Genomic DNA, 26041 nt, shown 5'->3' on the forward strand with positions numbered 1-26041 from the left:
TTGCACGTTTTGAATTCAGATTATCTAGAAAACTTCACCATAATGAAGATGCCTTTATTCGGCGAGAGTAGGCGGAGTCAGCCAAGATCGTCACCAAGAAAATCCAAAATGTTGAATAAGCCCCTTGCTCGTTGGCATCCCGGTACACGTAAACTGCTGGATGGGGCTATAACTGTTGGTTCGGTGCTGTTATGTGTCCTGATGTTGCCAACTCGGTTTCCGGGAATGGAATTATTGGGAATTGGGCCGAATTGGTTGTTAATTTGGGTGGTAGCCTGGAGTGTCAAGCGCTCAGTCTGGGAAGGGGTATTAGCAGGTGTAGTTTTAGGGCTACTTCAAGATGCTATGACATCACCTCACCCCACCCATGCGATCGCTCTCGGCATGGTCGGATTTTTGACTGGTTTGCTTCAGAAACAGCGTTTTATTCAAGAAGATTTTATTTCTATTGCCTTAATTGTCTTTGTCATGGCAGTGTTGGCAGAAACTATATTTGCATTTCAATTGACTTTGCTCGGCGATGGCCAAGCCGAATACATTTGGGCATATTATCAACAGGTTGCTCTAGCCTCTGCCGTTCTCAGTAGTCTTTGGGCGCCTGTGGTTTATTATCCCTTAAATCTGTGGTGGCAGAAAATGAAATTTTTAGAGCAAGGCTAACCGCTGCGCGGAAGTCAAAAGGAGCCAGTGCGTTGGGCGGGTTCCCCGACTTGTAGCAACTGGCGTTCAAAAGTCAAAAGGTTTTTATTTTGGGCATTTGAACTTTTTGAATCTCTATTTACGCCGAACTGTACTAGAGTTAGTCATTGGTCATGGGGAAGATACTTTTCCCCTGCTTTCGACATCCTAATCTTCACTGCTAAATTTTTCTAGAATTTAGGCAAGTACTGGCAATATTGATTCAAGCTAGAGTTGAGTAAGATACTCAATAACAAACTCTAACGCCTGGATATCACTGCTGAAGTATGACGACAACAGCAGCTAGCGTGCAAAATATTGATAGTACCGCCCAAAATTATGGATAATTTCCCAGTGGTTGCTCAAGCAGATGCATCTCTACCCAATTACACTCAGGAAAATGGGCATATATTGCGATCGCCTGTTGAATCTGATTCACCCACAATACAGGGGGTAGGCAGTGAATTTGACCGGGCTATGATGCAACGGTGTTTAGCACTGGCTCGCCGTGCGTTGGGGCGAACTTCACCGAATCCACTAGTGGGGGCTGTGGTTGTTAAAGATGGGGAAATTGTCGGGGAAGGGTTTCATCCCCGTGCTGGTGAACCTCATGCAGAAGTTTTTGCCTTGAAAGCAGCGGGTGTGGGTACGGACTCGAACCAGGAAAATCGCGCTTGTGGGGCGACAGTTTATGTCAACTTAGAACCTTGTAATCACCACGGACGTACTCCCCCTTGTTCGGAAGCGTTAATAGCAGCTGGTGTGGCCAGGGTGGTAGTGGGTATGGTTGACCCCAATCCTTTGGTGGCTGGCGGTGGTATTGCCCGTTTACGTGCTGCTGGGGTAGAGGTGCTAGTAGGAGTAGAAGCCGAAGCCTGTCATCAGCTAAATGAAGGTTTTGTTCATCGGATTCTGCATAAAAGACCTTTGGGAATTTTGAAATATGCCATGACTTTAGATGGCAAAATTGCTACTACCTCTGGTCATAGTGCTTGGGTGACAAACCAAGATGCCCGCAGTGAAGTTCATCAACTACGGGCGGCGTGTGATGCCATAATTGTCGGTGGTAATACAGTACGAAAAGATAATCCTTACTTAACGAGTCATCAGGTGGGAGTGCATAATCCCCTGAGGGTGGTGATGAGTCGTCATCTCAACTTGCCTGAAGATGCTCGTTTGTGGCAAACTGCGGAAGCTCCTACTTTGGTGTTGACACAGAAGGGTAGCTCACCTGAGTTGCAAAACTTCTTGCTCAAACAGGGAGTTGAGGTTATGGAATTAGCATCCCTGACACCAGACTTGGTAATGGCACATTTATATGAGCGGGGTTTTTGTAGTGTGCTGTGGGAATGTGGTGGTACTTTAGCCGCCAGTGCGATCGCTCAAGGTGCTGTACAAAAAATTCTGGCTTTTATTGCTCCTAAAATCATTGGTGGTAGTCATGCTCCTACACCTGTAGGTGACTTGGGTTTTACCACTATGACAGAAGCTTTGCCCTTAGAACGAGTTCGTTGGCGGGTTGTGGGTTCTGATTGCTTGGTTGAAGGTTATTTACCTCAAAAAACCCAATAATTAATAAGTTCATAGCCAATAGTTATTGCTATTGACTGTGGACTCATGTGAATTGGTTGCTATTAACACTGGCGTTCATAAGCGAGATCACGTATGAGTGATAGCCGAGATTGAATGTAGTCACTGAGAAAATCAGTTTCTTTGGGATCTAACAACGCTTGAGTTGTAGTTTGTTTTACCAGCCATTTTACCAAGCTAGCATCGTCCATTTGCAAAAGTGTCTTGGTTTGGGAATTTTCAACCACAGACCAAAGCTGACGCAGCATCTTAGGAGTCATTAAGACCTCAATTTAATCATTAGCTTAGCTCTCTTCAGATTACACAATTCTGGTGGCAACTTACGACCAAAATGTACAAGCTGAGATAAGTATTATTAAAAACTTAATAGAGAGATTTATATCTTTATGAAGTTTAAGCATTGAGTTACTACATTTACAAATTAATAAAAATTAACTAAGTTACTTTTTGTGATGTGGCGATTGTAATTAAAAATGAATTTAGGAACATGAATTAAATAATATGCAAGTCTAGTTTTTGACCTCACCCCGTCTTTGACTTGCGTCAAAGTCTCCCCTCTCCTTACCAAGGAGAGGGGTTGGGGGTGAGGTTCTGTATTTTCTTATTAAATCCACATTCCTTAATCAATTAGCTAATAAAAGAGTAACTATTTATTAACCAAATCTTAACTCTACAAGGACGGATTAGCAAGTAACATTCCGCTTTGAAGGCAATAATAAATTAGGCTATGCAAGTTGTACTGAGTTTTAAGCTTCTAGCTGAGGCTCTGCCAACAAACAGCCAATGTAATTCTTATGTTTATCTTGGTATGATACAAGTAAAAGCTTTATTTTTAGTATATTAAGTTGCCTTTCAAGACGAAAAAAGGCAGTTTTGTTATATGAAACTGACAACACCAACTGCCTTGATTACTTTTCTATTCTTCATATTCAACCCAACTATTAGGTGTTTCGGAAACATGTACTTTTAGCTGTACATCTGGAGGTATCCGTTTTTTAGTTTCATCATGAATATATTGGGCAATCATTTCCGCAGTAGTTTCGTACTCACTAGGCATAACTTCATTGAGAACACAGTGGTCAAGTCCTCCTTTAGTCACATCTTGTTTAGCCCAGCGTAAAGTTTTAAAGTCAGCGACCATAACTGGATGGGGACAATAATCTGAAGAGTGCAGCTGTGTCGATATGGCCTCAATATGGACTGTATAATTATGTCCATGCATCCGACCACAAGGGCCATTGTAATCTTTTATGAAATGAGCGCTATTAAATGTGAATTCTGTTACTAGTTTCCATTTAGGCATGTGAATATCACCTTGTAACTAATTATTAAATAAATTTTTATCTCACTTATATCATTACAGCTACCTTCAAGGTTTTGCCAAGTAATTTTAGATTAAATTCATGTTTTTTGCGAAAAACCTCAATGAAAGCTAGAAAAAGTTTTGCAGTCGAACTGAATACATTATAAAAACGTATATTAATATAAATCGCTAAGAAAGAATCAGAGAAATAATTAAAGGTGTACATGAACGCGTTACACCATTAATTTGGAGATAAAAAAGTGCAAATTACTCAACGGAATGTCGAATTAAGAGTAGACGACAGTTTAATGCATGTTTATGTAGCATCTCCCAAACCTGCCGGCAATTACCCTGGTATTCTGTTTTATAGCGATATTTATCAATTAGGTAGTCCCATGATTCGGTTAGCTAACTATTTAGCAGGATATGGCTATGTAGTAGCAGCACCAGAGATTTTTCATCGCCTTGAGTTAGTTGGTTCAGTTATTGAACCAGACGATTTGGGGAGAATGCGGGGTAATGATGATGCGCGGCGGACTCCCATAGCTGGTCATGATGCTGATTGTCGGGCTGTGATTGAATTTTTGCAAGCAGAAAGTTCAGTTTCTCCAGGACAAATTGGTACTTTAGGTTTTTGTATTGGTGGACATTTAGCTTTTAGAGCAGCTTTTCAAAACGAAATTAAAGCCGCAGTTTGTTGCTACCCTACTGGTATTCCCAGTGGAAAATTAGGTCAGGGAATAGCTGACACCATTCACCGGGTAAATGAAATCAAAGGTGAGATGCTAATGGTGCTTGGTACTCTTGACCCCCACATCCCAGAAAATGATCGTCAAACTTTAATTCAATCCCTGGAGAGTGCTGGCGTACCCCACAAAGTTCTGTTGTATGAAGCAGAACACACCTTCATGCGCGATGACGGTTATCGCTACGATGCGGTGGCGGCTACTGCTGCTTGGTCAGAAATAGTAACATTTTGGGAACGGGTATTTGCAGATTAGGGAGTAGGGAGATGGGAAAAAGTCGCTATTATCCCTAACCCCTAACCGAGAAACCCTATTTACTACATAGGCGATCGCCCGGATACAATCATAAAACCGACAGAATCAAGCCGAACCAAAGGCTGGTGAATTCCTTCTAAAATTGCTGCACTTAAAGCAGTTTCTAGTTGTAATTCTTCAGCCAGTGCAGAATCCCCTGGTTGACGATTTAGGCGCAGGCGCAATTGCTCTACTCTTTTGCTTAATTTTTGCTGGGCAACTTGAGCGCATTGTTCGTGTAAGTTAATAAAATCAGGACGATTGGCAAGTAATTTTTCAGAACTGCTACGCACTTGATAACAAAAACTTTTCCAATTACTAGGCTCAACAAAATCATCAATGATGCCTAAGCGTTCTTTAGCTAGATTGTAATCTCTACATCTATCATTGTTTCTATCTTTATATGGACGTTGCAGAATGTTTAAGAGTAAATCATCTTCAACAATGCTCATGGCATCACTGCGACCATCAATAAAGATCGTTTCGATAATGGGGGGAAATAAACCATCGACACGCCGCTGCAAAATTTTAGCTTGAGAATTATCTAGTTGGTGAGTTGTTAAAACTTTCTTAGCTAGTTCTAAATTTGTTTCCACTAGATAGTTAAGCCGGAAGCCAAACCACTCCTTCCCTGGCGCAGCATCCCAAGATTCATCAGTACGCCACACAGCAAAGGCTTTACCTCTGTCATCCCAATTGATATAGCTCACAAGTGCTTCTATCAATCCTTCCCCAATGCGGAATATTTTGGTACCAGGATTTTGGTTGGCAACTCTGCGGTTATAAGTGCCAAATTGGTCTGTATTATTATTAGCAAAGTGAGTTTTTAACTCATCTACAGAAACTAAAGTGCGCGTTGTTGGTTGATAACGTTTAATTTCTTGGGAATTGGGGTTCATGGCCGACTTAAATCCCAGCGCATCACAAACCCAACCTTCAGTTGCTTGTTTCATGTCTACATGGCAAGCATCATAATCATCAAGGTCTTGAAAATACTGAGTAGTACCTTCATCGAGAATATTAATTTCATCGAGAGCTGTTTGTTCGCTAAGTTTCACTGTTTCGGCAGTGATTTGTTGCTTAATAGGCTCAATCATGGCTAACAATCCCGCAGCACTTGATTGAAACAAAGTTGTTTCTAACTCTGTCAGTTTCTCATCTACATAAAACTGTAGACTAGCAATTGATTGTTCAAAGATGCCAAAGCCATTTTTCAAAAGTTGATACCAAGCATTATGCTGGCTATCTTCCAAGTAGGGGCCAATTAATGCCGAAGATTGAATCCCAATTTTGCTGCCAATGCGATCAAATCTGCCAATTCTTTGTTCTAATTGATTAGGCGACCAAGGCAGATCAAAGTGAACTAAGCAATCGGCTAGCTGGAGATTTAGCCCTTCTTCTCCAGAGCGATCGCATACCAAAATAAAGCAGTTGGGATTATTTTGAAACCTAGTTAAATTTTCCTCAACTTTTTCGCGTTTTTCGCCTAATTGATGGCTAGCAACTGTCTCTTCACCGAAGCTACGAGATAAACATTGGACAATTGCTGTACATGATTGGGTAAAACTGGTAAATACAACAATTTTGGGCAGAACATCACCAGGAATTGGTCGGCGAATTCTATGCTGTATTCTGGTGAGTAATTCTTGCTTATTTCTGCGAATAGTTGGGGAAATTTTGAAGTACGTGGCTAACTGATTTAGCAGTACTGTTTGTAAATTTTCCGTGCGTTCTCCATCTTCCACAGGCTGACGAATTACTTTGAGCAAAGATTGTAAAATCTCTTCTTCTCCGGAAAACTTAGGAGTTACTGTCAATAGGCGAATATCTTCTTCTTTAAACTCTGGGATGAGTTGATTATGGGGTTTACCGCTGACACGTGCAGTAACTACCTGTTCTAAAATCCCTAACCAAGTACCAGCCGCTAAGAATAATAACAGAAAAATACGCTGATATTGATGTTCTTTAGGGGCGACACTACGCCATTGTTCCAGGATTTCGTGAATATCAAGCGATCGCTCGTCTAAATCATATTCTTCTTTGGGTGTCACATCCCGATCAAAGATCACATCTTCTACCGCAGCGCGACGGTTACGCAGAATCCGGCGGTGTAGGCGATAGGTTTCGCTGATGTGGCTACGAATTTCGCGGATAATGGCATCTGTATCAGTAGACTTGGTTGATAAACATTTTGCCAAATTGTCCGCCAGCTTCATGAGGTACTCATCTTCAGCCAATAAACTTCGTAGTTGCTTGAGGTGAGTTTGCAAAACACTAGTACTTGCGCCTTCCCTCAACGAGAGGAGTATTCTGCCAATTTCCTGGCAATTTTCCACTCTGGCATGAAAACCTGCCAAATCATGCAGTTGATAGGTTTTCGGATCGAGTAGATGCAGCATTGCGAGGAAATTCTGCTCGTGATTGAAAACCGGATTAGCCGATAATAAAAACAAGCGATCGCTTTTATGCGCCAGAGTTTTACAAGACTCAAAACGCTGTCGCACTGCTGCATCTCTAGAAGTGGCCATCGCCGCAATGTGGTGAGCTTCATCCACAATTAAACAGCCGATATTCGCCTTCGGGTTAATGCGGTGAATATCCTCAATCGCCAGCACCACTACCCGTTTACCAAAATGGGAAATATAAAATTTATTTTCTAACTCAGTTTGCCACTGTTTCAGCAAATATTGCGGAATTAATACCACTGCACCTTTTTTTGGTTCATCCAGAAGGTATTGACGGAGGATTACACCCGCTTCAATAGTTTTTCCAAGTCCCACCTCATCTGCTAACAAATAGCGTTGAATTGGGTCTTCTAGTACCCGCCGGACAACTTCGACTTGATGTGGATAAAGATCAATGTTTGCCGAAATTAGCCCTCTCATACCCCGACTCATGGCACGTTGCTGAATTAGGCTTTTGACGAAAGCCAATCTTTTATCGTGGAAGTAAGGCGTTTCATGACCCTTCATTGCCAAGGTTTCAATGGGGTCAGAAACAGGTATATTACAACGAACGTAAATTTCTTGCTCAGTTGCAATTGTGCTTTTCTTATCAGGTAAATCAATTTGATACATCTCTGTATCTTCATCCCACGCACAAATTCTGCCAATTATCCATGTATCCTGGTTGGGTGAGCTAATATAGCAGCGAGTTTGCGGCTGAAGCCTGACTTGAGACAGCGAATCTAAAGGTAAAGTTTTTTGGAGGCGCTGCCCTCCTGAGCAAAAATACTCAACGCTGACATCAGGATGAGATATTTCAGTAACTTTTCCTATTCCCAAATAGTTGCTCTGGGACTGCACCAGTGAACCAAGCTCAATCATCATTCGAGTTATCTGAAGACACTAAGACAAATTACTACGCCAACAGCAATAGCAACTCTCCACACTAGCTCGATAACCAGGATCTGGCAACTGAAATTAGAGACAGAAGGGATGGGAAAATGCCTGATGGTGTCTATCAACATACTGTCGCTATGATCAAGTCAGAACTTTGTTAAAGCAATCAATCACAATTTCTGAAGGCTCAAGCTAGTCAAGGTCAGCAATGGTAACGACAGTTGTCGTAATTAATACCTTTATTTCACTGGTACTACTTTTTGTCGCTTGGCAAATGTGGAAACTCAAGGGACGAATAGGGCGAATAGCTGATAAATTATCTGACTATGAACGTGCTGTCCATGCTGCCCTTTATACAGCACCCGAAAGGATTGATATTAGCCAGCAGAAAATTCATAACTTGCGCCAGGGTAATCAAGGGCTACAGTTACAAATTTTACAAGTGCGTCAAATTATCAGCCTGCTACTTTTCGGACGACGATTTTGGGTACGCCCTTTTGGTAGACCAGGCTTAGGAAGAGGAAGAAAAATTGTTACCAAATAAAAACAATATTTCAAGATGATATATCGTCAAAATGCATTAATTAGATAAAATCATTTGGGACTTGCAAGGGGAGAAATCACACCTAAAATGGGTGTAAGGAGAGGAACAATTAAGATGTCTAATAACCGTTCTGGTGTATTTATTGGCGGAATGATGCTAGGAGCAACTATCGGTGCTTTGACCGGATTACTCGTAGCTCCTCGTTCAGGGCGAGAAACGCGTAAAATTTTGCAAAAATCGGCGAATGCCATTCCAGAATTGGCGGAAGATTTATCAACAAGTGTGCAAATTCAGGCAGATCGTTTATCTGCCAGCGCACTACGCAACTGGGATGATACATTGGAGAGACTGCGAGAGGCGATCGCAGCTGGTGTAGATGCTAGCCAACGCGAAAGCCAAATCTTGAAGCAGCGACAAGCGCCAGAAGACTCAGATCCCCTTTCCCAGCAATTAGAACGCTCATAGATGAAATAACCGTGATTGATCCCCTGTTTTGGTTGGGACTGTCTATACTCCTAGTCGCCGCCAGTTTAACTGCTGTTTTGGTAGCGGCTATACCCGCTTTGCAGGAGTTAGCACGTGCTGCTCGCAGTGCAGAAAAGCTATTTGACACTCTCTCACGGGAGTTACCACCTACTTTAAATTCCATTCGTAAAACTGGGATAGAAATTACAGATTTAACTGATGATGTTAGTGAAGGCGTAAAAAGTGCAGGTAAGGTCGTTAAGCAAGTTGACCAAGGCCTAGATGGTGCCAAAAAGCAAGCAAAAAATGTCCAAGTAGGCACACGTAGTATCGTTGTTGGTGTACAAACTGCTTGGAAATCCTTTACACGTCCAAAACCTACGAAGCGAGTTGAACGGTTGCCCATCACTGAAAAACCACCGCTCACTTTGCGAGAAAGAGAAGCACTCAAGCAAGAAAATCGTCGTACCAAAGCAGAAGCATATCGTAGCAGCAGCTATGATGAGGCTGCTAATAATGAAGAATGAGAGAGTCCAGGGGTTAGAGCTTAGAGGTTAAGTAAAAATTTCCCTAGCCCCTAGTCCCAAAAATAAGCTTTGCTTTCATCCCTAAGATTAGAGTAAAGTAAACAAGTGTAAAGAAGTATCTCTTTTCCCGTACTCTTTTAAAGCAACTTGTTCACTCTGTACTTTTGATATTTGTATAAGAACGTCCATGCAGTCTTGTTTTTGGCGACGAATTTTCGTATCTATTGCGGTATTTATCTTGGCTGGGTCAATTTGGGTAATGGATTCCCCCCAGGCGCTTGCTTATGATAATCCTGACCTACTACCCAACTTCCAAACCCCAGTTATAGATTTAGCTAAATCTCTCACAGATATTCAAGAAGAACAACTGGTCACAGATTTAAAACAATTTGAAGGTGAAACTGGTTGGAAACTGCGTGTATTAACCCAATATGACCGCACCCCAGGTAGAGCAGTGATAAATTATTGGGGTTTAGATGATAAAAGTATTTTGCTAGTTGCAGATTCTCGCGGAGGTAATATTCTCAGCTTTAGTGTGGGGGACGCAGTTTATGAATTTCTACCCCGGACTTTTTGGATAGAATTGCAAACTCGATTTGGAAATTTGTACTTTGTGCGCGAACAAGGTGAAGATCAAGCTATCTTACAAGCTTTAGATTCGGTTAAAGGTTGTTTGATTCAGGGTGGTTGCAACGTAGTACCCGGACTCCCACAAGAGCAATGGATACTCACCCTAATTACTTCGGTAGTTGGGGGCATAATTTGTGGATTTGCATCTCATCCCCAAAAGAAAGGACAGGTTTTTGCTTGGCAATGGGCTTTAATTTTCTCGCCTTTGTGGGGAATTTTGTTTATTGCCTTCGGTATTGGCCCAGTTGTAACCCGAACTAGCGATTGGTTACCTTTGGTTCGCAATATCTCTGGTTTTTTGATTGGCGCTTTAGTTGCCTATTTATCTCCCACTATTAATCGGCCTTCTTCTAATGCTGATACTTAGTTGCACTCCCAGATAGTAACTTCGGTGGGGAACTCGGGGCCCCCGCTGGAAATAAGGGGTAATGGGGAGTAAGGTTATTGTTAAGGGTAACTTAGTAGAAGAAAAAGAAAAATTTCAGTACCCAGAACTCGGCACTCAGTAATCACTTAAGCTGATAAGCTGAAAGCTGGTATTTCAGGGCTGAATAGTAATGGAATGGCATGTAACTGATGCTCAAAGTTTGGCAATCATTGATAGTGAAATAGGTGATCATGTTTTTTCACCCGCAGAGTACGAGATTGTCCGGCGGGTGATATATGCTACAGCTGACTTTGAATATAAGTCTGTGATTCGCTTTTCTGAGCGTGCCTTGCAAGCTGGTGCAGCGGCTTTAGCGGCACGCACAACAATTGTGGTTGATGTCCCAATGGTACAGGTAGGCATTGCCCAGGATATTCAAAATACTTTTGCTAATCCAGTCTATTGCAGCCTGGAAGCACTAACACGCCCGCAAAAAGAAAAAACTAGTGCCGCTTGGGGAATTGAAACTTTAGCCAAGCGTTATCCAGAGGGTATCTTTGTAGTTGGTCAAGCACAAACAGCTTTAACAGCACTGGTTGACTTAATTGCATCGGAAGAAATTCAACCTGCTTTGATTATTGCTACTCCAGTAGGATTTGTGAATGTGGATGAAGCTAAAGAGCGTTTGCAAGATTCTTTAGTGCCTCATATCATCATTGACAGTCGCAAGGGTAATGCCGTTGTGGCTGCTGCAATTGTTGATGGATTAGTTGACTTGGCTTGGCAAGCTTATGGACAAGATAGAACAACGGGAGTTTGATGGGGGAGATGAAAAAGATGAGTTAGAAAGATTTTGGTAATAGCCAAAAAATTTTCCCTCTGCACCCTGCACCCCGGTACCCCTGCTTCTTCTAAGCCTCCTCAACTCTACGGCGACGGCGAGGCGGTTTTTCCCGTTGGTTTCTCCGCAAACGGCTACTGACTTCATTGAAGAAATCTCTTCGTAAATATGGATAGTCATTCACCCACAAGTCACGACTAGGAATATAGACATCACTAAAGTCTTCAATGCTGCTCAAATCTGAACGATTTGACATGACGATCATTTCGGCAATTTGACCGCGAACAATACCTTTGTGAAAATTACGTAGTGGTGCTTCTAATTCGACGGTAAAACCTGTGTCATCTCCCACTTCTAAATTAATTCGTTTTTCTCGATTTTCGACTATTACCAGTTCACCTCTGCTGTTGACGGTTTCTTGTTTGCCCATGATTCGGTCTGTAATCCACCAATCGAGGATTCTTCCTCGAAAGAAGCCACTATATTTATAACGGCGGCATTTGGCATTTCTGATACTTGCCTGAAAGACCGGATACCACAGCCAAAAAAAAGCACCCATTACTCCCACCAAAAAGATGATTGGGCCCACATCTAGCCTCAATAATGTTTTACCCAGCACAATTATGGCTATGGTAACTACAGAGATTAACAGGCGCTGCAAGAAATTTGAAAATTTCCCCCAGTAGTACTTGTACTGGGCGCCGGTGGCGATGAGCGGGATGATTTGTTCAAATTTCTTCCGAGTCAGTGGTACTAACATAAGTGCTGAGTACTGAGTGCAGAGTGCTAAGTTTGAAGTTAAAGGATTTTTTCTAATCCATATACTAATGACTTTAGCTGAGAGACTTTGCGAATCGCTAGTAGTACTCCTGGCATATAACAAGAGCGATCGCTTGTATCATGTCGTAAAGTATAAATTTGACCAGGTGCGCCAAAAATAACTTCTTGGTGGGCGATGAGTCCTGGCAAGCGTATACTATGAATTCTAATATTTTCCGCTGCTAGACTGCCCCTAGCCCCTGGTAATTTTTCTGTTTCTTCTACAAGGGCGGGGTTAAAAGTTTTACCCATTTCTGCCAATAACTGTGCAGTTTGAATTGCTGTACCACTGGGAGCATCAGCTTTTTGGTTGTGGTGCAATTCGATAATTTCTACATGATCGAAATATTGGGAGGCTGCAACTGCGGCTTGTTGCAACAGCACCATCCCAATGGAAAAGTTAGGAATAATTAAGCAACCAGTACTAGCTTTTTCGGCAAAATCTGTCAAGTCTTTGATTTGTTCTGGACTTAACCCTGTTGTGCCGACTACAGGACGAATCCCATAGGCGATCGCACTACGAATATTGTTATACACTGAGTCAGGATGGGTAAAGTCTACAATCACCCCTGGAGGGGACTGTCTATCGCCAGCCACATACCCCAGCATTGGCTCTAATTGGTTAGTAATCGGTACTTCTAAAGGTTCACTTAAACCCGCCAATTCTCCGGCGTCTTGATCTTGATGTTCAGGGCTGGTGTCAATTGCACCCACTAAGTTCAAGTCTGGTGCTTGCGCTACTGCTTTAATTACTTCACGTCCCATTTTGCCAGCCGCACCGTTGACAATAACCGGAATAGGAGCTTGATTCGTCATAATTTAGGAAATGCTTTTTGAGTCAATATAAGGAATTGTAAAGACTTTTGTAATTCTTAATCCTAAAAAAATGCCGATTTGAGTAGCCAAGTTGATAAATTTCTGAATCTTTTCCCAGAGTTGATTTCTGTAATCGGTCTTAGCTTGACTCTATACCACTAAGTGTGGAACGGTTTCAGTCTAGCTAATTGTATCTAAAAATACATGAAGCGAACACACATCAATTGTGTCAGATTGTTATAAGTTACGTAAAAGATAAAACTTCATAACTGTCAAATCAAACAATATCCCAAAATCTATTGTAGTGAAATATGAAAAAGGCTTGGACAAGAGCCAAGCCTTTGTATATACCAGGTGTTTACCATATCTAGATAATTTATATCCAATTGAGTATTAATCCATCTACCTTAAAGATGTGTACAAATCCTCTAAAAACTGATAGCTGATATTGCACATAATATGTAAATAAAATTATGCAAAGCTAGCATAGCATGAATGGTTATAATAATTTTATTCATACTCTGGTGAGATGTTATTTGATTAATATTAATTTATCTTTCCTCAAAATTATTTTCTTATACAAAAAATACCCTGGTTTTTATTCCAGAGTATATATTTTCTAGCATCAATTAAGAGTCTAGAAAGATAAAATTATTTATTCTAATTATTGAAAAATATAATTATTATTTATTATGTAAAGCATATATTTTTTCACAAAAGAGGCTTGACTATTAGCCAAGCCCATACATACCAAGAGTTTACCATATTTTGTTAGTTTAAATAGTTTCTTACTTCAGTTCCTCTATCTATAGTTATAGGCAAATCTAAGGTCATGTAATAAAAATAAAATAAGCTATTAGAAAGCTACTTTAGTCATGTTTAGCGCCTACCTATGCTTTGCAAGAAGTCCAGTATCCGAATTTCTTGCAGTTTGCAAATCCAATAATTTTTATATATACAAAAAAGGCTTGGTATGAACCCAAGCCATAAAGTAGAAGTAGAATCTATCAGAATAATTTAACTTTAAGAAATTAATGATTCATCATCCAATAGGCAGTATACAAAGATTCTCTGAACTGATATGGAATTTCTTGATGACCACAAAAAAGGTTTAGCCAAATGCTAAACCTCCATAGAAAGCAGTTATTCGACACACCAAAATTAATTTACACTTCCGCTTGCTTAAGTTCATCTCTCTCGAGGATGTGTCCAAATAAGTTGTAATATGATACTGCTGATGAGTGATAACAATTTCCGAAAAGAATGTTATGGATGACCAGGTGGGCTAGAACGCAGTAAAACACAATAACAGCGGAGGTTTTGGCGTTGGATTATGCCTCCACAACAGTACGTGAATTTACCTCAATCCAAGCTGCATTTGTCGCCAATATTTTGTGAATTGACATGAGATTAGTTTTGATATTGAACCAAGTAATGTATAACTATCCTCTAACTTAATTCAACAATTTCTAATTTTTAAACTGTTTTGCCAAGAGACTTAAAAGAATTTTTCGTGGTACTAATCGAGCTAATGTACTTCTGATTTGAGTAGTAATATCACCCATTATCAGTGTTGGCTGACCATTCTCTAATGCTTGTAATGATTGACAAACAACTTCTTTAGAAGAATAAGCTTTGTCTACATTTCCTAGCAAAGTGGGAGGAAAGTTTGCTTCTGCAAAAAAGTTAGTTTCTATTGGCCCTGGACAAGTGACTAAGACACGGACACCATAGGGACGATTTTCTGCCCACAGTGCTTCGCTGAAGCTGAGAATAAAAGCTTTACTCGCCGCATATACAGAAAGATATGGTATTGGTTGAAATGCCGTAATTGATGATACATTAATAATGCTACCGGAACGACGTTGCCGCATTAAAGGCAAAAATTTATGCGTTAAATCTACTAACGCTAAAATGTTGAGTTGTACGATTTTAATTTGCCGTTCTCTATCTCTTTCGGCAAAGTCACCATAGTCACCAAAGCCAGCATTATTGATTAATAAATCAATTGTTAAATTTTTTGTCTTAGTAGCATCAAAGACAACATCTGATGCATCAGATTCGGTTAAGTCTTTGACTATCACATCTACTTGAATTTGATATTGCTCTTGTAGTTGTTTTGCTAGCTGATGGAGTTTTTCTTCAGAACGAGAAACAAGCACAAGATTTATCTTGCGTGCAGCTAATTCTTGGGCAAAGGCTTTGCCAATACCACTAGAAGCACCAGTAATTAAAGCAGTGGTCATTCTTAAGTAAATATTTTCTTATTAACCTTATAAATTTTAACAATACTTTTTACTGCTTTTAACTATCTAGTTTCCTTAAAAAGGATGCATTTAACACATAACAAAAATCTACTACTTACGTGAATTAGCTTTATATTTAAGTATAAATCATGTAAATCATCTTATGAGATAAGAGTTTAAGAGACTTTTCTTATACATCCTAGTAGTATATTTTTCTCGTGAGAAATGGGAACAATAAATTTATAAGTTACAGATAATATCTATGTATTGTCTTAATAAAAGAGCTTGGCAAATTTTGCATGATGAAGTTCAAAAATGCAGTGGTAATGACCAAGTGGGTAAAATTGAGCAGGAAATTGTCATTAAACGACTAAAAAAACTGCGATCGCAACAAGGCTCTCCTGCTGGGTTAGATGAACTGCGAGATACCGTTATAGATATATATCCGCAGTTTAGTGAGATTACTCTTAAGCAAGCTGCACGAGCGAATCAACCACCTGGTATTTTTGCCAAAATTAAATGGGCAACTATCCTCGTAAGCAGTTCAGCTGGGATATTATGGATAATTAACTTGCCTTATCCCATGATTCGTTGGCCTGTAGCTAAAACCATACCAATTTTACTATTGCCTAGCTACATGAGTATGGATTATCACTATCGAGGAGTAATTGATAACCTTGAGCAAGCAGACCAATTGGTAAATAAAGCTACTAGCCCGGCTGATATTAATCGGGGTGCAAAGAAAGTTCAAGCAGCAAAAAAAAATCTAGAAAAATTACCAGTTTGGTTTTTAGGATACTATCCTCAGGCTTATTGCGGTCTATTTGGTTGCAGTTGGAGGTTTACTCTAGATGAATTTGAAACAGCTCGTCAGCGGGTAGCACGGATAGATGCCATTGTTTTTCAAGACCAAAATGCTTTTACACCATTCAATCAAGGCGAACAGATACTAAAAGCTGCAAAACAGCAGTATGAGCAGGCTAATAGTACTAAAGATAGAGAACAGGCGATCGCCTCTTGGCAAGAAGGAATTGATCAACTCGCAGAAATTCCCCAAGGAACATTAGCCGCAAAAACTGCACAAAGCAAACTCAAAGTCTATAAACGTGATTTTGAAAATGCACGTATTGGTAATTTCATCACCGCCGCCCAAGAATTTGATTTGGCTGCGGAGAAAGCCAAACAACAACAACCCCAAACAGCATCTCAATTATGGCAACAGGCCGTTAACCGCATTAACCAAGTTCCTTTAGAAAATCCTCGGTATCTAGAAGCACAGAAATTGTTAGCGTCCTATCAAGGAAAACTCCAGAGTATTGTTGATCCTCATAGTGGTAGGTTAATCGAGGGTGCTAAAGAATTTGCCCTAGCAGCTGCTCAAGCATCCCAAAATCCACCGCATACAGATACACAGTGGAGACAAATTGCCAAGTTGTGGTCAACAGCAATTGAGCAACTGCAAAGAATTCGTGTAGAAGAACCAGGTTATCTAGAAGCGCAGAAGTTGCTAGCGACATACCAAACCAACTTAGGAATTATTGAAACTCGGCTGCAAGCTGAAATTGAGTCAAAAACGTCTCTACAACAAGCTAATGAGCAAATTCAAAGTTTAATCACTGCACCTCCCTCAGACTCTCAGCAGCTAAAAGGTCAAATACAAGGCATTATCAATCAGCTGAAAACCATCAAATCAGGGACAACAGCCTACGCAGAAGCACAAACACTACTGTTATCGGCACAAAACAGGCTCAAACAATAGATATTTGCTTCAAATAGGTTGTGATAAGACCAGCAGCATCGTGTTTATGCTCGATTTTACAGTAATATTTGCGTTGCTGTAAAATATATGCTATGTTTATTATTCGTGTGGTTAAGGACGTATAGCTCAGTTGGTTAGAGCGCTACGTTGACATCGTAGAGGTCACTGGTTCGAATCCAGTTACGTCCATCTCAAAGGTAATATACATCAGGGTTTGTGTGTGTGATTTAAACCATAAGGTTGCCGCAACGGCAACCTTATGGTTTAAAACCTCCCCGGCAAAGTTATGGTTTAAAAATTTGACATTCAATTAAACTAGGTTTTGACCATTCTGAGTGATGAATCTGCCTACCCAGAGAAATTTGTCTGTGCTTGCTGCAATGTAGCACGGACTTCTTTATATCTCAAGTATCCAGGCTTGGTCATAGACTGAGATACAAGGTTTTCTGTCGGATAAATTTCTTCATTACACAGTCTAATAGCAATCTGTTGCACTTCCTTGCAAGACTGATACTCAACTTATTTGAAAGGTTGAGTATCTAAGCTTACCTATTATTCAAAATCAAACAGGATTGCTATAGTGAGAAATTTTAAAAATTTTGGTTTTAAATTACTTGTTATCCTAAAAACGTCTATAAATTAGCTCATATGCCTTGCTGGACAAGAAAGACTGGTTTTAATCTTGACGTTTTATTTTTTGGCGAAAATCTAGGTTGTAATTAACTAAAACCCTTACTTGATTTTAAAGGCAGTTCGCACAAGCAATTTTCTAGTTGTTCAAGCAAAGTCTGGTGATCTAGATTTCGTCCAATCAGCAACAGCTCATTTTTGGGATTATCTTCCCACTCATCAGCGTACAGATTGTAGCGTAGACCACTCAGATAAAAAATATGCCGTAGTTCACTATCAGAGAACCACATAATTCCTTGGCCACGAAATACATTAGTTAGTATTTGTTCGTCTAAAAAATTTTCAAACTTATGGACATCGAAAGGCTTGTTACTCTCAAAGAAGACTGAGGTGAAATCATCATCAATATCAAAAACTTTGTCATAATCAAACAAGTCTACATTAAGAATTAAAGGCAGTGGTACTTGAGAGTTCTGGGTACGGACGATTCTCGCTCCGTGTTTCACGTCATAGATAAAATTTTCTAATTCTTGGAGTTTGTTTGGGGTAACAAGGTCTATTTTATTAAGAAGAATAATATCTCCATAGGTAATCTGTTTTAATGCTGCTTCACTTTCAAAATTTTCTTGATTAAATGTCTCTGCATCTACTACAGTGATAATTGAAGAAAGATGAATTAAATCACGCAATTCTGTGCTGAGGAAAGTTAACGCAATTGGTAAAGGATCTGCCAATCCAGTGGTTTCAATAATTAAATAATCTATCCTTTCTTCATTTTCTAAAACTTTATATACTACATCAACAAGATTATCATCAATATAATTGATGATATTACTAGTAATTATATTAGATAAAGTAGATGATTCATACTCAAAAACTATATCTGAAACAATACCAACTTCTCCAAACTCAGCAATTATAACACCAACTTTTACGTTTTTTCGGGCTATATTTTTAATTATTTCGTTAATAAATGTAGTTTTTCCACTGCCTAAAAAGCCAGTAACAATAGTAACGGGTAGAGCAGTTTTAGGGAAGTTTTGAATAAATTTAGCAAAAATTTGTTTTTCTTCCTTTCGTTTTATATCTTTTAGGAACATATTGTTTATAACTTCTTCTCTTTGTTGTTCTATTTCTTTTTCTCTATCTTTAATATCTTTTATTTCTTGACTCCAATTAGATGCTATCTGCCATGCTTGTCTGTGTTTTACCTCTATACTGGTAAGTAAATCTTTAGAATTAATGCTTAGTTTGTCAAATTGTTGAAATACCTGTATAGCTTCTTGTTCTACTCTCTCTAAAGCAAGGCGAACTTTGCGGATATCTAACAATTGACTAGCTGCAAAAAATTTATGCTCCTGAACACTCAAGTTTCTTTCTCGAACAAATATCAACGCCTGTTGTAAATCTTCTCCGTATAAAAGTTTTGATTCATCTTCACAATTAGAAGCTAACCAAGCAATTACGGCTTCCGCATGAGGCCACAATACTTTTAAGCAATTTTTTACCCAACTTTTGTTGAATATAGACTCGTAAATAGGATTAGCAACTTTTAATTGATTCTGTACTTTAGTCACCAATCCCATACTGAGTAATTCTAATTGCTCTAAACTATCATCTACTACTATTACTCCTTGTTGTAAAATTTGTTTATAGACTTCCAATGTCCAGAAAGAATGTGGTTGCTCTATGAGTAAACAATTATAAATTTTCCACACATCTTCTAAAAACTCTTGATTTTTCCAGTTTTCAATGATCTGTGTTTTTATGAACCCTTCAAATTCTTCAACCTCTTTAATTGCATTATTAATAATGAAGTTACATAAATTTATAGTTAAACTGATATTTCCGTGAGTCCAATAAAATATTTTTGGAATAAAGGCTTGAGGCTTATTAACATTCTTGGCTAATTCTGTAGTTGCTGCTATAAGCTTATTTTTTTCGATATCATCGGGAATTATCAATGTTAGTTTCAGGGTATCTAATACTTGGCTCACAATCAAAAATTCATGTTCTTCAATAGTTAAATTTTTGCTTTCTGCCCAAATCAAAGCCTCTTGTAATGACTGACCACTCAACAGATATGATTCATCTTTAGTTGACATCCAAATCTCAAACTGTGGCGCAAATGGTCGCCAATCATTTATTACTTGATTGACCCAGTCCAAATTAAATATTGAGGCATATATCCGATTATAAATTCTTAACTTATTTTGTTGCTGTATTACTAAGCCAGACTGTAAAATTTCCCTTTGTTCTGCTGAGTTATCTTCTGCAATTTCTCCTTGTTGTAAAAGTTGTTGATAAAGTTGCAGAATATTAGGGACTAATTTTTTATTTTTGAGCAGAAGATTACGAATGGATTTAAAAAAATCTGCTGTTTCTTTGTTTTCCCAATTGGTAATTATATGAGTTTGGACTAATTCTTCAATGTGTGCAGCTTCAGTATCTTCAATAATAACAGATTTATCATTAGTAATTAGCTGACCAAGTTTTTCGCTCAAAATAGGTTGACCACCTGTCCAGGAAAGAATTTCTTGAATTATGATGTCAGGATTGCTAAATTTATTACCAAGTAAACCTTTAAGGGTGGCAGAATTGGCCTTTCTCAATTCTTCAATATCTAATTCTCGACTAGCTCTCAAAAATTGGTTATCATCATCACTTAAACTTTTTCTTTCTGCCCATTTGAGTGCCTCTTGTAGTGCTTTACCTTGCAATAAACGGGAGTAATCTTGGCGATTAGACGCTAACCAAGCACTAAGGGATTCATCATAAGGACGTAGTTTTGCTAATTCTTGCCTAATCCAATTGGCATCGAAAACTGTTGAATATATTTGGTTATAAACTTTTAATTGACTCTGTTCCTTAACAATTAATCCTGACAAACGTAATTCTGTTTCTTCATAACTGTTATTTGGCTGTAACTGTTGGGAGGTGAGAATATTTTGATATAGTCCAAGAAGAAGACCAGCACGTTGCTTATTATTGAGGAGGCGATCGCGTATTGTCCGTAAATGCTCTGGCTCATCTTGTGCTTCCCAATTTTCAATCAGATGCTTCTTAACCAGATTCTCAACCCATTGTGTTGCACTATCATCAGCAATTTCAGTTTCTGTACTGCGTATCAATTGACACGATTTTTGTGTGAGAAAAGGTTGTCCACCAGTCCAATACAAAACTTCTGCCAGCAGTGATATTCCGTTACGGAATTTATCTTCTAATCCTTTGACTAAAGGTTCAACTTCTGCTAACTGAAATCCATGTAACTCAACAGCTTCACCAATATTAAATGGCGTTTGTTTTTTATCTCTAATTAAATCAGAAGGAGTCGCTACACCTAGTAAGGCAAATGTCAGCCGTCTTAAACTAGAGTTATCAACACGCTGATTCTGGAAAAACCTAATAAGAGAGAAAAAATCATCTGCTGAAAAATCTTGACTTAGCACACTGTCAATTTCGTCAATGAAAATAACTATCTGTTGGTCAATTTTTACTAACAAGACTTCTTTAATAAAGGCTCTCAAACACGTTACTGCATCAAGAGATTGCCGCTTTTGCTGCCACCATGTCAGCCAATCAAAATCAAATCTGGTCTCTAAATGAAAGCTTTCTACCAAAGCATAAACAATACCTCCATACCACTGCTCTAATGTAACTTTACGACCAATTCCGGTTAGGTCAATTACGCCACAAGCTATTCCCTGTGCTTTTAACCTTTGCATTGTCTGTACCCGCAAGCTAGACTTACCCATCTGGCGGGAGTTCAGCACATAACAAAGTTTGCCAGCCTGTAATTTTTGGTAAAACTCTTCATCCGCTTGTCGCTTGACATAGCTAGGCGCGTCAACTGGAAGGCTTGCTCCGACCTGATAGAAGCTAGAATTGATTTGTGTCATTGTTTAACTTCCTGACAGGACACGGTGGAAATACTCACGGTAAAGTAGGCAACGAGGTATGACTTCATTCTTCTGGATTTGCACCAGTCCTAGACTGTGTAACTGATAAATTTGCATAGAATCCAATGCTACAGGAACAGGTGAATCAACTACCTTTTTTAGTGCTTGAGCTAATTTTGGCTTTCCTTGTAAAATATTCAATAGCGATCGCAAATGATTGCTGTAAATTCCGGCTTCTGTTGTTGCTGAATCTAATAAATCTTCTAAGGTAATTTTTCCTGCCGCAATATAATACATTGCCAACCGCACTAAATATGGATGTCCTCCGACCATTGACATTAGTTGTTCTGTGAGTGCATCACTTTCTGGGATTTGATGCCTTTGTGCTAAATCTTCTACTTGTTGTCGATTAAACTCTTTTAACTCTACGGGTACTCCGGCATTAAAAGGTGATTGATGAATATCTAAGGGAATATGAGCTTCTGTAGAATGTGCTAAAACTAGCCGTAGTTTTTCCCAATCCCGATAAATTTTTCCCTTTTCATGCCAAGAACGTAGCATTCCGAAGAAATTCACCACTAATTCTGGATTATCAGGCAGAAACAATCGGTCTACTTCGTCTAACATTAAGACTACGGGAGAATTGATATGATCTAAAATATACTTGTTAAAGTAAGCAGTACAGTTACCATTACTACTTAAAAAATCTGTATTCCAAACATTCTTGACTTTATTTTCCAGGTCTAGCTCATCACTAACTTTTCCACACAGCCAACGTAGAAATGTATCGAGATTGCTTAATACAGCTTTTTCTACACTGCCAAAATCTAAATAAAATGCGCGATAATTCTGATTTTCTGCATGATAACGAATCCTGATGAGCAAAGAAGTTTTACCCATCAGTTTTGGTGCTTTAATCCGAATTAGGGAGGCAGGCTTAACCAGTGTTTCATAGCAAAGAGATTCAATATCAGCATACTGAATATAAAAAGGCGAGTTAAGCGATACTAGACCATCTGGATACTCCAATTTAGGAATAACAAAAGTGTTATCAGCAGCAGGTTCTTGATGATTTGGTTGGACTGCTTGTTGTATTTGCTGAAGAATTGCCTTGATTTCTGCATCTATTTGGTAAGTAATGCGATTACCAATGTGTATTGTATTTCCTTGAGCAATGTTAACGATGTAACTTCCTAACTGCACACGATTTTGTTCTGGAAGTATGCTCATCACTTTCTGCAATACAGCCATATCCTCGTCACTAGCAGTATTACTGAGGATACGCTCAAGTATCTTGACTAACTCTTCCGGTCTTGGGAGGTTATTGTCCCATATTTGCAATTGGTTATCTGATGGCATAGTTGTTGGATGCTAGTTTCCGCAGATCAATGAGGAAATTGATGTTTTTCACTAAATAACACCATCAGCCCCATAAATTAGAGTATAAAATATTCATCGCTATAACATGACAGCAGAAATCGCACATCAATCTCGAATGCAATGACTACCAATAGTTTGGTAGGCAATCCAGTTTACAAAAAATCTCAAACCACTCATGATAAGAAAAATTTTCTATTAAGTATAGAACATTGCTACCAAAGAGAAGACAGCCAGGAGAATATATCCGTAAACTGGGCAAGGATCGGCAAAAATCCGCTTTACTAAATTATGCACTTGCAGTAGTAGTTCTTGTTGGGACAATTTTTTTGTTCAGTATCTTCAGTAATTCTGCCTTGGCAATGATGGTCTTGCTAGGGGGATTAATCGCTTCTTACCGCCTACACAGCAATGGGCAATACTTAATGAAACGATCTGGTGATGCTCAAAACGGTGCTAAAGCTGAAACCCAAGTAGCTGCATTATTGTTCCCGTTGCAACGTCAAGGATGGCAAGTAGAATACAACCTACGAATTAGGAGATGGGGAGATGCAGATGTAGTATTGCACTCTCCCAAAGGCAATTGGTACGTGATTGATGTCAAGTCACATGGTGGTACTAAAGTTTATGAAAGAGGTCATCTACGAAAACGTTATGGCAGAAATACCTATGATTTTGAGGAAGGTGATTTAATCAGCAAGGTAAAAGGTCAAGCTACAGAAGTCAGGTATTTAAAAGGTACTCAGCAAGTGACTGGACTGCTTTGCTTTACAAAGGGTGATGTCGATATTCCTGGTAATAATGCTAGTGAGATTTATGTGGTCACTGCTACTGATTTAGTCAATACTTTGTTGCAGTTGGATAAATGATTATAAATAGTTGTGATGGATTGTATATAAAAAGACTTATGACAATCATGCTTTTTACATACCCAGTGTCTAATCTTAAACCACCTGATGTTTAAGTATCTAGCTCAAACAAAATCTGAAAAAAATCAAAAAAATTGAGCTAGTTTACCTTATTCATCATTGTAGGGTCTAAAATTAAGCAGTTAGCTAACCGTAGAAATACGCTGCTACAAAACTTATGCTATCAAAGTTTATATTTCTTAATGGGAAAGCAAGATGCTGAGTAGTGTATTTGAGGACATTAAGGCTATTAGTGAATCTGAAGATCCTGAATGGATAGCTGCAAAACTGCAACAAATGAAAGACCCTGATGTGCAAAGCATTGTTGTGGGGGATTCTAATTTAGAAAGTTTTGATAAAGGGATTTTAGAGTTTTTAAACTTAGTGCAAGACCAACCCTGGATGTATGCAACACACAAGTTTGGTTACATCGCGCCTTATAACTCAGGTTCAATACAACCCCAAGCCATCCAACATCCTAGTGCAATCCAACCCGACAATAGCCTTAAAAACAACCGCATCAATATTCGCTTAGACCGCCTCCACATTGAAAAGTATCCCGGTGGAGGGACACACAATGTCTTAATTACTTTTGCTGTGAGAAATCAACTCGCTAATACCCAAGAATCAGTCAGCTTCAGTCAAACCTATCGGGTGCAAGAGGGACAATCTGCTGGTATTGCTGGCTACCCCGTATTTATTGGTTTAAATGTGGGTTCACAGGGAATAGCCTTTGAATGCTCAACAGTAAACGTCAAAAATGAGGAAGACAAGACAATATTAGCAGCATTAGAGTCTTCACCTTTTCAAAGTGGACTCAAACTTTTAACCACTACTCAACCTGCGATCGCACCGTTTACAGAAATTACTTTAGGAGTTGTAAAATTACTCGCCCAACGTAATGAAAATGTCGTTGTACAAAAATTTTACCTGGGACTAGATTTTGAAGATTCTGCAATGGGTTGTCGTTTAGCTGAAGGTAATTATATTGCGGTGCAAGTTGCTGATGAAACAGTAATTGATTGGAACAAATGGATTTACAAACCAGAGGTAGGAGCAATTGTCCATAAAGCAGACAATTCTCAACTACCTTATAACTATGTAATATTCCGCATCAGTCGGTACGAAGAATAACCAGATTATGTTGGATTAACCACTTAGTTGATAGGACAAGATGGAAATGACTGAGAAATTTACTGACGGTTATGCGTTATTAATTGGTGTTGGTGAGTCTGCTTATAGTAAATTATCTTTACCTGTGACTGTCAAAGATACCCAGGCAATCTATGCTGCTTTAATTGATCCTGATCTATGTGGTTATCCTGATGACCATGACCATGAAAAGGCTCATATTCGGGTACTGAATAACAAAGATGCAACAAAGACAGGTATTTTGGATGGATTAAAGTGGTTAAAAGAAAAAGCAGAATCTGACCCTGGTGCTACGGTATTTGTTTATTATTCAGGACATGGCTGGATAGATAAAACCACAAAACAATATTATTTATTGCAGCATGACATTAAACCCACTAAAATCGCTAGTTCAGCATTATCAGCAGAAGATTTTACATCCGCATTACGCCAAATTCAATCTGAACGTTTATTAGTTGTAATTGATAGTTGTCACGCAGCAGGAATGGCAACTTCTAAAGATGCCGATTTAGAACTTGATGAAGAGTTTGATGATTTTATCCGAGTTGCACCATCCAAAGGTTTAATTGATGAGTTGAAACAAGGGAAAGGCAGAGTAGTTTTCACTTCCTCTGAAGGTGAGCAAAAATCTTGGATAAAGGATGAAACAATTAGTATTTACACTTATCATTTTCTGGAAGCTTTACAAGGTGCGGGAAACAAACCAGGTGATAAAGAAGTAAGAGTTTCTAATATCATGAATCACCTTGGCAAAGCAGTACCAGAAACTGCGCGTCAGTTATATAAAGTGGAGCAAGTTCCTCAAAACGATATGACTGGAGGAGATTTTGTCATTGCCAAGCTTCTCGGAGGTAAGGGTTTACCCGATAAAGGATGGGAAGAAGTGAAGCCTGAAGCGACACAGACTATTTACAAAATTGCCGATGTAATACATCAACACGGTAAGTTTATTACTAATATACAAAAAGCTGAGGGTATTCACATTGGGGATGTTATTCAACGTTAATTAAATAACATTTGATTCTTATGGAGATGTTTGTATACCAGTAATATTGCTATTAGATAAATGTCTCTATAGATTTAAGAAATTTAATATCAAGCATTTTTTA

General features: G+C 39.0%; 20 protein-coding genes and 1 tRNA gene. 13 read left to right on the forward strand and 8 right to left on the reverse strand.

What is annotated here, in order from left to right; genetic code table 11:
* Positions 1-42 precede the first annotated feature (42 nt).
* Both mreD and ribD read left to right on the forward strand, forming a co-directional pair.
* Positions 43-660, forward strand: a complete 618-nt coding sequence (gene mreD / locus ACM0OT_RS10585) for a rod shape-determining protein MreD (protein WP_414564317.1) — start codon at positions 43-45, stop codon at positions 658-660.
* Positions 661-1017: 357 nt separating this feature from the next.
* Positions 1018-2250 (forward strand): bifunctional diaminohydroxyphosphoribosylaminopyrimidine deaminase/5-amino-6-(5-phosphoribosylamino)uracil reductase RibD, encoded by a 1233-nt coding sequence (gene ribD, locus ACM0OT_RS10590; protein ID WP_414564318.1) that lies wholly within the window; start codon positions 1018-1020, stop codon positions 2248-2250.
* Positions 2251-2312: 62 nt separating this feature from the next.
* Here the strand turns inward: ribD and ACM0OT_RS10595 are convergent, their stop codons facing one another.
* Together ACM0OT_RS10595 and ACM0OT_RS10600 are read right to left on the reverse strand one after the other, a co-directional pair.
* A complete protein-coding gene (locus tag ACM0OT_RS10595; protein ID WP_414564319.1) occupies positions 2313-2528 on the reverse strand; it encodes a hypothetical protein in 216 nt (71 codons plus the stop codon).
* 656 nt (positions 2529-3184) lie between these two features.
* Positions 3185-3571, reverse strand: a complete 387-nt coding sequence (locus ACM0OT_RS10600; RefSeq protein WP_414564320.1) for a 6-pyruvoyl trahydropterin synthase family protein — start codon at positions 3569-3571, stop codon at positions 3185-3187.
* Between the two features lie 260 nt (positions 3572-3831).
* Between ACM0OT_RS10600 and ACM0OT_RS10605 the strand changes: the two genes are divergently transcribed.
* Complete coding sequence (locus tag ACM0OT_RS10605) at positions 3832-4572, forward strand: dienelactone hydrolase family protein (protein ID WP_414564321.1); 741 nt, start codon at positions 3832-3834, stop codon at positions 4570-4572.
* 62 nt (positions 4573-4634) lie between these two features.
* On the opposite strand, the gene dpdE is transcribed toward ACM0OT_RS10605, so the two are convergent.
* Positions 4635-7937, reverse strand: a complete 3303-nt coding sequence (gene dpdE / locus ACM0OT_RS10610; RefSeq protein ID WP_414564419.1) for a protein DpdE — start codon at positions 7935-7937, stop codon at positions 4635-4637.
* Positions 7938-8160: 223 nt separating this feature from the next.
* Between dpdE and ACM0OT_RS10615 the strand changes: the two genes are divergently transcribed.
* From ACM0OT_RS10615 to ACM0OT_RS10635, 5 genes are all read left to right on the forward strand, one after another.
* The gene (locus ACM0OT_RS10615) at positions 8161-8496 is read left to right on the forward strand and encodes a hypothetical protein (protein ID WP_414564322.1); all 336 of its coding nucleotides are present in this window, start codon (positions 8161-8163) and stop codon (positions 8494-8496) included.
* 114 nt (positions 8497-8610) lie between these two features.
* Positions 8611-8961 carry a YtxH domain-containing protein gene (locus ACM0OT_RS10620; protein WP_414542347.1) on the forward strand — a complete coding sequence of 117 codons (351 nt, stop codon included), beginning with the start codon at positions 8611-8613 and terminating at the stop codon, positions 8959-8961.
* 11 nt (positions 8962-8972) lie between these two features.
* On the forward strand, positions 8973-9488 hold the full coding sequence (locus ACM0OT_RS10625) for a hypothetical protein (RefSeq protein WP_414564323.1): 516 nt from the start codon (positions 8973-8975) through the stop codon (positions 9486-9488).
* A 187-nt stretch (positions 9489-9675) separates the two neighbouring features.
* Positions 9676-10485, forward strand: a complete 810-nt coding sequence (locus tag ACM0OT_RS10630) for a TPM domain-containing protein (RefSeq protein ID WP_414564324.1) — start codon at positions 9676-9678, stop codon at positions 10483-10485.
* A 190-nt stretch (positions 10486-10675) separates the two neighbouring features.
* On the forward strand, positions 10676-11305 hold the full coding sequence (locus ACM0OT_RS10635; protein ID WP_414564325.1) for a precorrin-8X methylmutase: 630 nt from the start codon (positions 10676-10678) through the stop codon (positions 11303-11305).
* A 91-nt stretch (positions 11306-11396) separates the two neighbouring features.
* Here the strand turns inward: ACM0OT_RS10635 and ACM0OT_RS10640 are convergent, their stop codons facing one another.
* The 3 genes from ACM0OT_RS10640 to ACM0OT_RS10650 form a co-directional block, all read right to left on the reverse strand.
* Positions 11397-12086, reverse strand: a complete 690-nt coding sequence (locus ACM0OT_RS10640; protein WP_414542351.1) for a phosphate ABC transporter permease — start codon at positions 12084-12086, stop codon at positions 11397-11399.
* 38 nt (positions 12087-12124) lie between these two features.
* Positions 12125-12961, reverse strand: a complete 837-nt coding sequence (gene dapB / locus ACM0OT_RS10645) for a 4-hydroxy-tetrahydrodipicolinate reductase (RefSeq protein ID WP_414564326.1) — start codon at positions 12959-12961, stop codon at positions 12125-12127.
* 1469 nt (positions 12962-14430) lie between these two features.
* Entirely contained in the window at positions 14431-15207 is a 777-nt protein-coding gene (locus tag ACM0OT_RS10650) for an SDR family NAD(P)-dependent oxidoreductase (RefSeq protein WP_414564327.1), read from the reverse strand.
* 262 nt (positions 15208-15469) lie between these two features.
* On the opposite strand from ACM0OT_RS10650, the gene ACM0OT_RS10655 reads away from it, so the two are divergent.
* Positions 15470-16966, forward strand: a complete 1497-nt coding sequence (locus ACM0OT_RS10655; protein ID WP_414564328.1) for a hypothetical protein — start codon at positions 15470-15472, stop codon at positions 16964-16966.
* Between the two features lie 115 nt (positions 16967-17081).
* Positions 17082-17155 (forward strand) — tRNA-Val (locus ACM0OT_RS10660).
* Positions 17156-17685: 530 nt separating this feature from the next.
* Here ACM0OT_RS10660 and ACM0OT_RS10665 read toward each other — a convergent pair.
* Positions 17686-21495, reverse strand: coding sequence for a GTP-binding protein (locus ACM0OT_RS10665; protein ID WP_414564329.1), 3810 nt, complete (start codon positions 21493-21495; stop codon positions 17686-17688).
* A 3-nt stretch (positions 21496-21498) separates the two neighbouring features.
* Positions 21499-22854, reverse strand: a complete 1356-nt coding sequence (locus ACM0OT_RS10670; RefSeq protein ID WP_414564330.1) for an AAA-like domain-containing protein — start codon at positions 22852-22854, stop codon at positions 21499-21501.
* 347 nt (positions 22855-23201) lie between these two features.
* Here ACM0OT_RS10670 and ACM0OT_RS10675 point away from each other — a divergent pair, with 347 nt between their 5' ends.
* The 3 genes from ACM0OT_RS10675 (at position 23202) to ACM0OT_RS10685 (ending at position 25938) form a co-directional block, all read left to right on the forward strand.
* Positions 23202-23741, forward strand: a complete 540-nt coding sequence (locus tag ACM0OT_RS10675) for a nuclease-related domain-containing protein (protein WP_414564331.1) — start codon at positions 23202-23204, stop codon at positions 23739-23741.
* A 255-nt stretch (positions 23742-23996) separates the two neighbouring features.
* Positions 23997-24914 carry a hypothetical protein gene (locus ACM0OT_RS10680; protein ID WP_414564332.1) on the forward strand — a complete coding sequence of 306 codons (918 nt, stop codon included), beginning with the start codon at positions 23997-23999 and terminating at the stop codon, positions 24912-24914.
* Between the two features lie 46 nt (positions 24915-24960).
* A complete protein-coding gene (locus ACM0OT_RS10685; protein ID WP_414564333.1) occupies positions 24961-25938 on the forward strand; it encodes a caspase family protein in 978 nt (325 codons plus the stop codon).
* Positions 25939-26041 lie beyond the last annotated feature (103 nt).

Origin of the sequence: Anabaena sp. CCY 9613, assembly GCF_963920895.1 — a bacterium.
Classification (GTDB): domain Bacteria; phylum Cyanobacteriota; class Cyanobacteriia; order Cyanobacteriales; family Nostocaceae; genus Cyanocohniella.

Bases quoted from the DNA above. Each gene is read 5' to 3' on its own strand.
- mreD (WP_414564317.1), top strand. From the start codon at position 43: ATGAAGATGCCTTTATTCGGCGAGAGTAGGCGGAGTCAGCCAAGATCG.
- ribD (WP_414564318.1), top strand. From the start codon at position 1,018: ATGGATAATTTCCCAGTGGTTGCTCAAGCAGATGCATCTCTACCCAAT.
- ACM0OT_RS10595 (WP_414564319.1), bottom strand. From the start codon at position 2,528: ATGACTCCTAAGATGCTGCGTCAGCTTTGGTCTGTGGTTGAAAATTCC.
- ACM0OT_RS10600 (WP_414564320.1), bottom strand. From the start codon at position 3,571: ATGCCTAAATGGAAACTAGTAACAGAATTCACATTTAATAGCGCTCAT.
- dpdE (WP_414564419.1), bottom strand. From the start codon at position 7,937: ATGATTGAGCTTGGTTCACTGGTGCAGTCCCAGAGCAACTATTTGGGA.
- ACM0OT_RS10615 (WP_414564322.1), top strand. From the start codon at position 8,161: ATGGTAACGACAGTTGTCGTAATTAATACCTTTATTTCACTGGTACTA.
- ACM0OT_RS10620 (WP_414542347.1), top strand. From the start codon at position 8,611: ATGTCTAATAACCGTTCTGGTGTATTTATTGGCGGAATGATGCTAGGA.
- ACM0OT_RS10630 (WP_414564324.1), top strand. From the start codon at position 9,676: ATGCAGTCTTGTTTTTGGCGACGAATTTTCGTATCTATTGCGGTATTT.
- ACM0OT_RS10635 (WP_414564325.1), top strand. From the start codon at position 10,676: ATGGAATGGCATGTAACTGATGCTCAAAGTTTGGCAATCATTGATAGT.
- ACM0OT_RS10640 (WP_414542351.1), bottom strand. From the start codon at position 12,086: ATGTTAGTACCACTGACTCGGAAGAAATTTGAACAAATCATCCCGCTC.
- dapB (WP_414564326.1), bottom strand. From the start codon at position 12,961: ATGACGAATCAAGCTCCTATTCCGGTTATTGTCAACGGTGCGGCTGGC.
- ACM0OT_RS10650 (WP_414564327.1), bottom strand. From the start codon at position 15,207: ATGACCACTGCTTTAATTACTGGTGCTTCTAGTGGTATTGGCAAAGCC.
- ACM0OT_RS10655 (WP_414564328.1), top strand. From the start codon at position 15,470: ATGTATTGTCTTAATAAAAGAGCTTGGCAAATTTTGCATGATGAAGTT.
- ACM0OT_RS10665 (WP_414564329.1), bottom strand. From the start codon at position 21,495: ATGACACAAATCAATTCTAGCTTCTATCAGGTCGGAGCAAGCCTTCCA.
- ACM0OT_RS10670 (WP_414564330.1), bottom strand. From the start codon at position 22,854: ATGCCATCAGATAACCAATTGCAAATATGGGACAATAACCTCCCAAGA.
- ACM0OT_RS10680 (WP_414564332.1), top strand. From the start codon at position 23,997: ATGCTGAGTAGTGTATTTGAGGACATTAAGGCTATTAGTGAATCTGAA.
- ACM0OT_RS10685 (WP_414564333.1), top strand. From the start codon at position 24,961: ATGACTGAGAAATTTACTGACGGTTATGCGTTATTAATTGGTGTTGGT.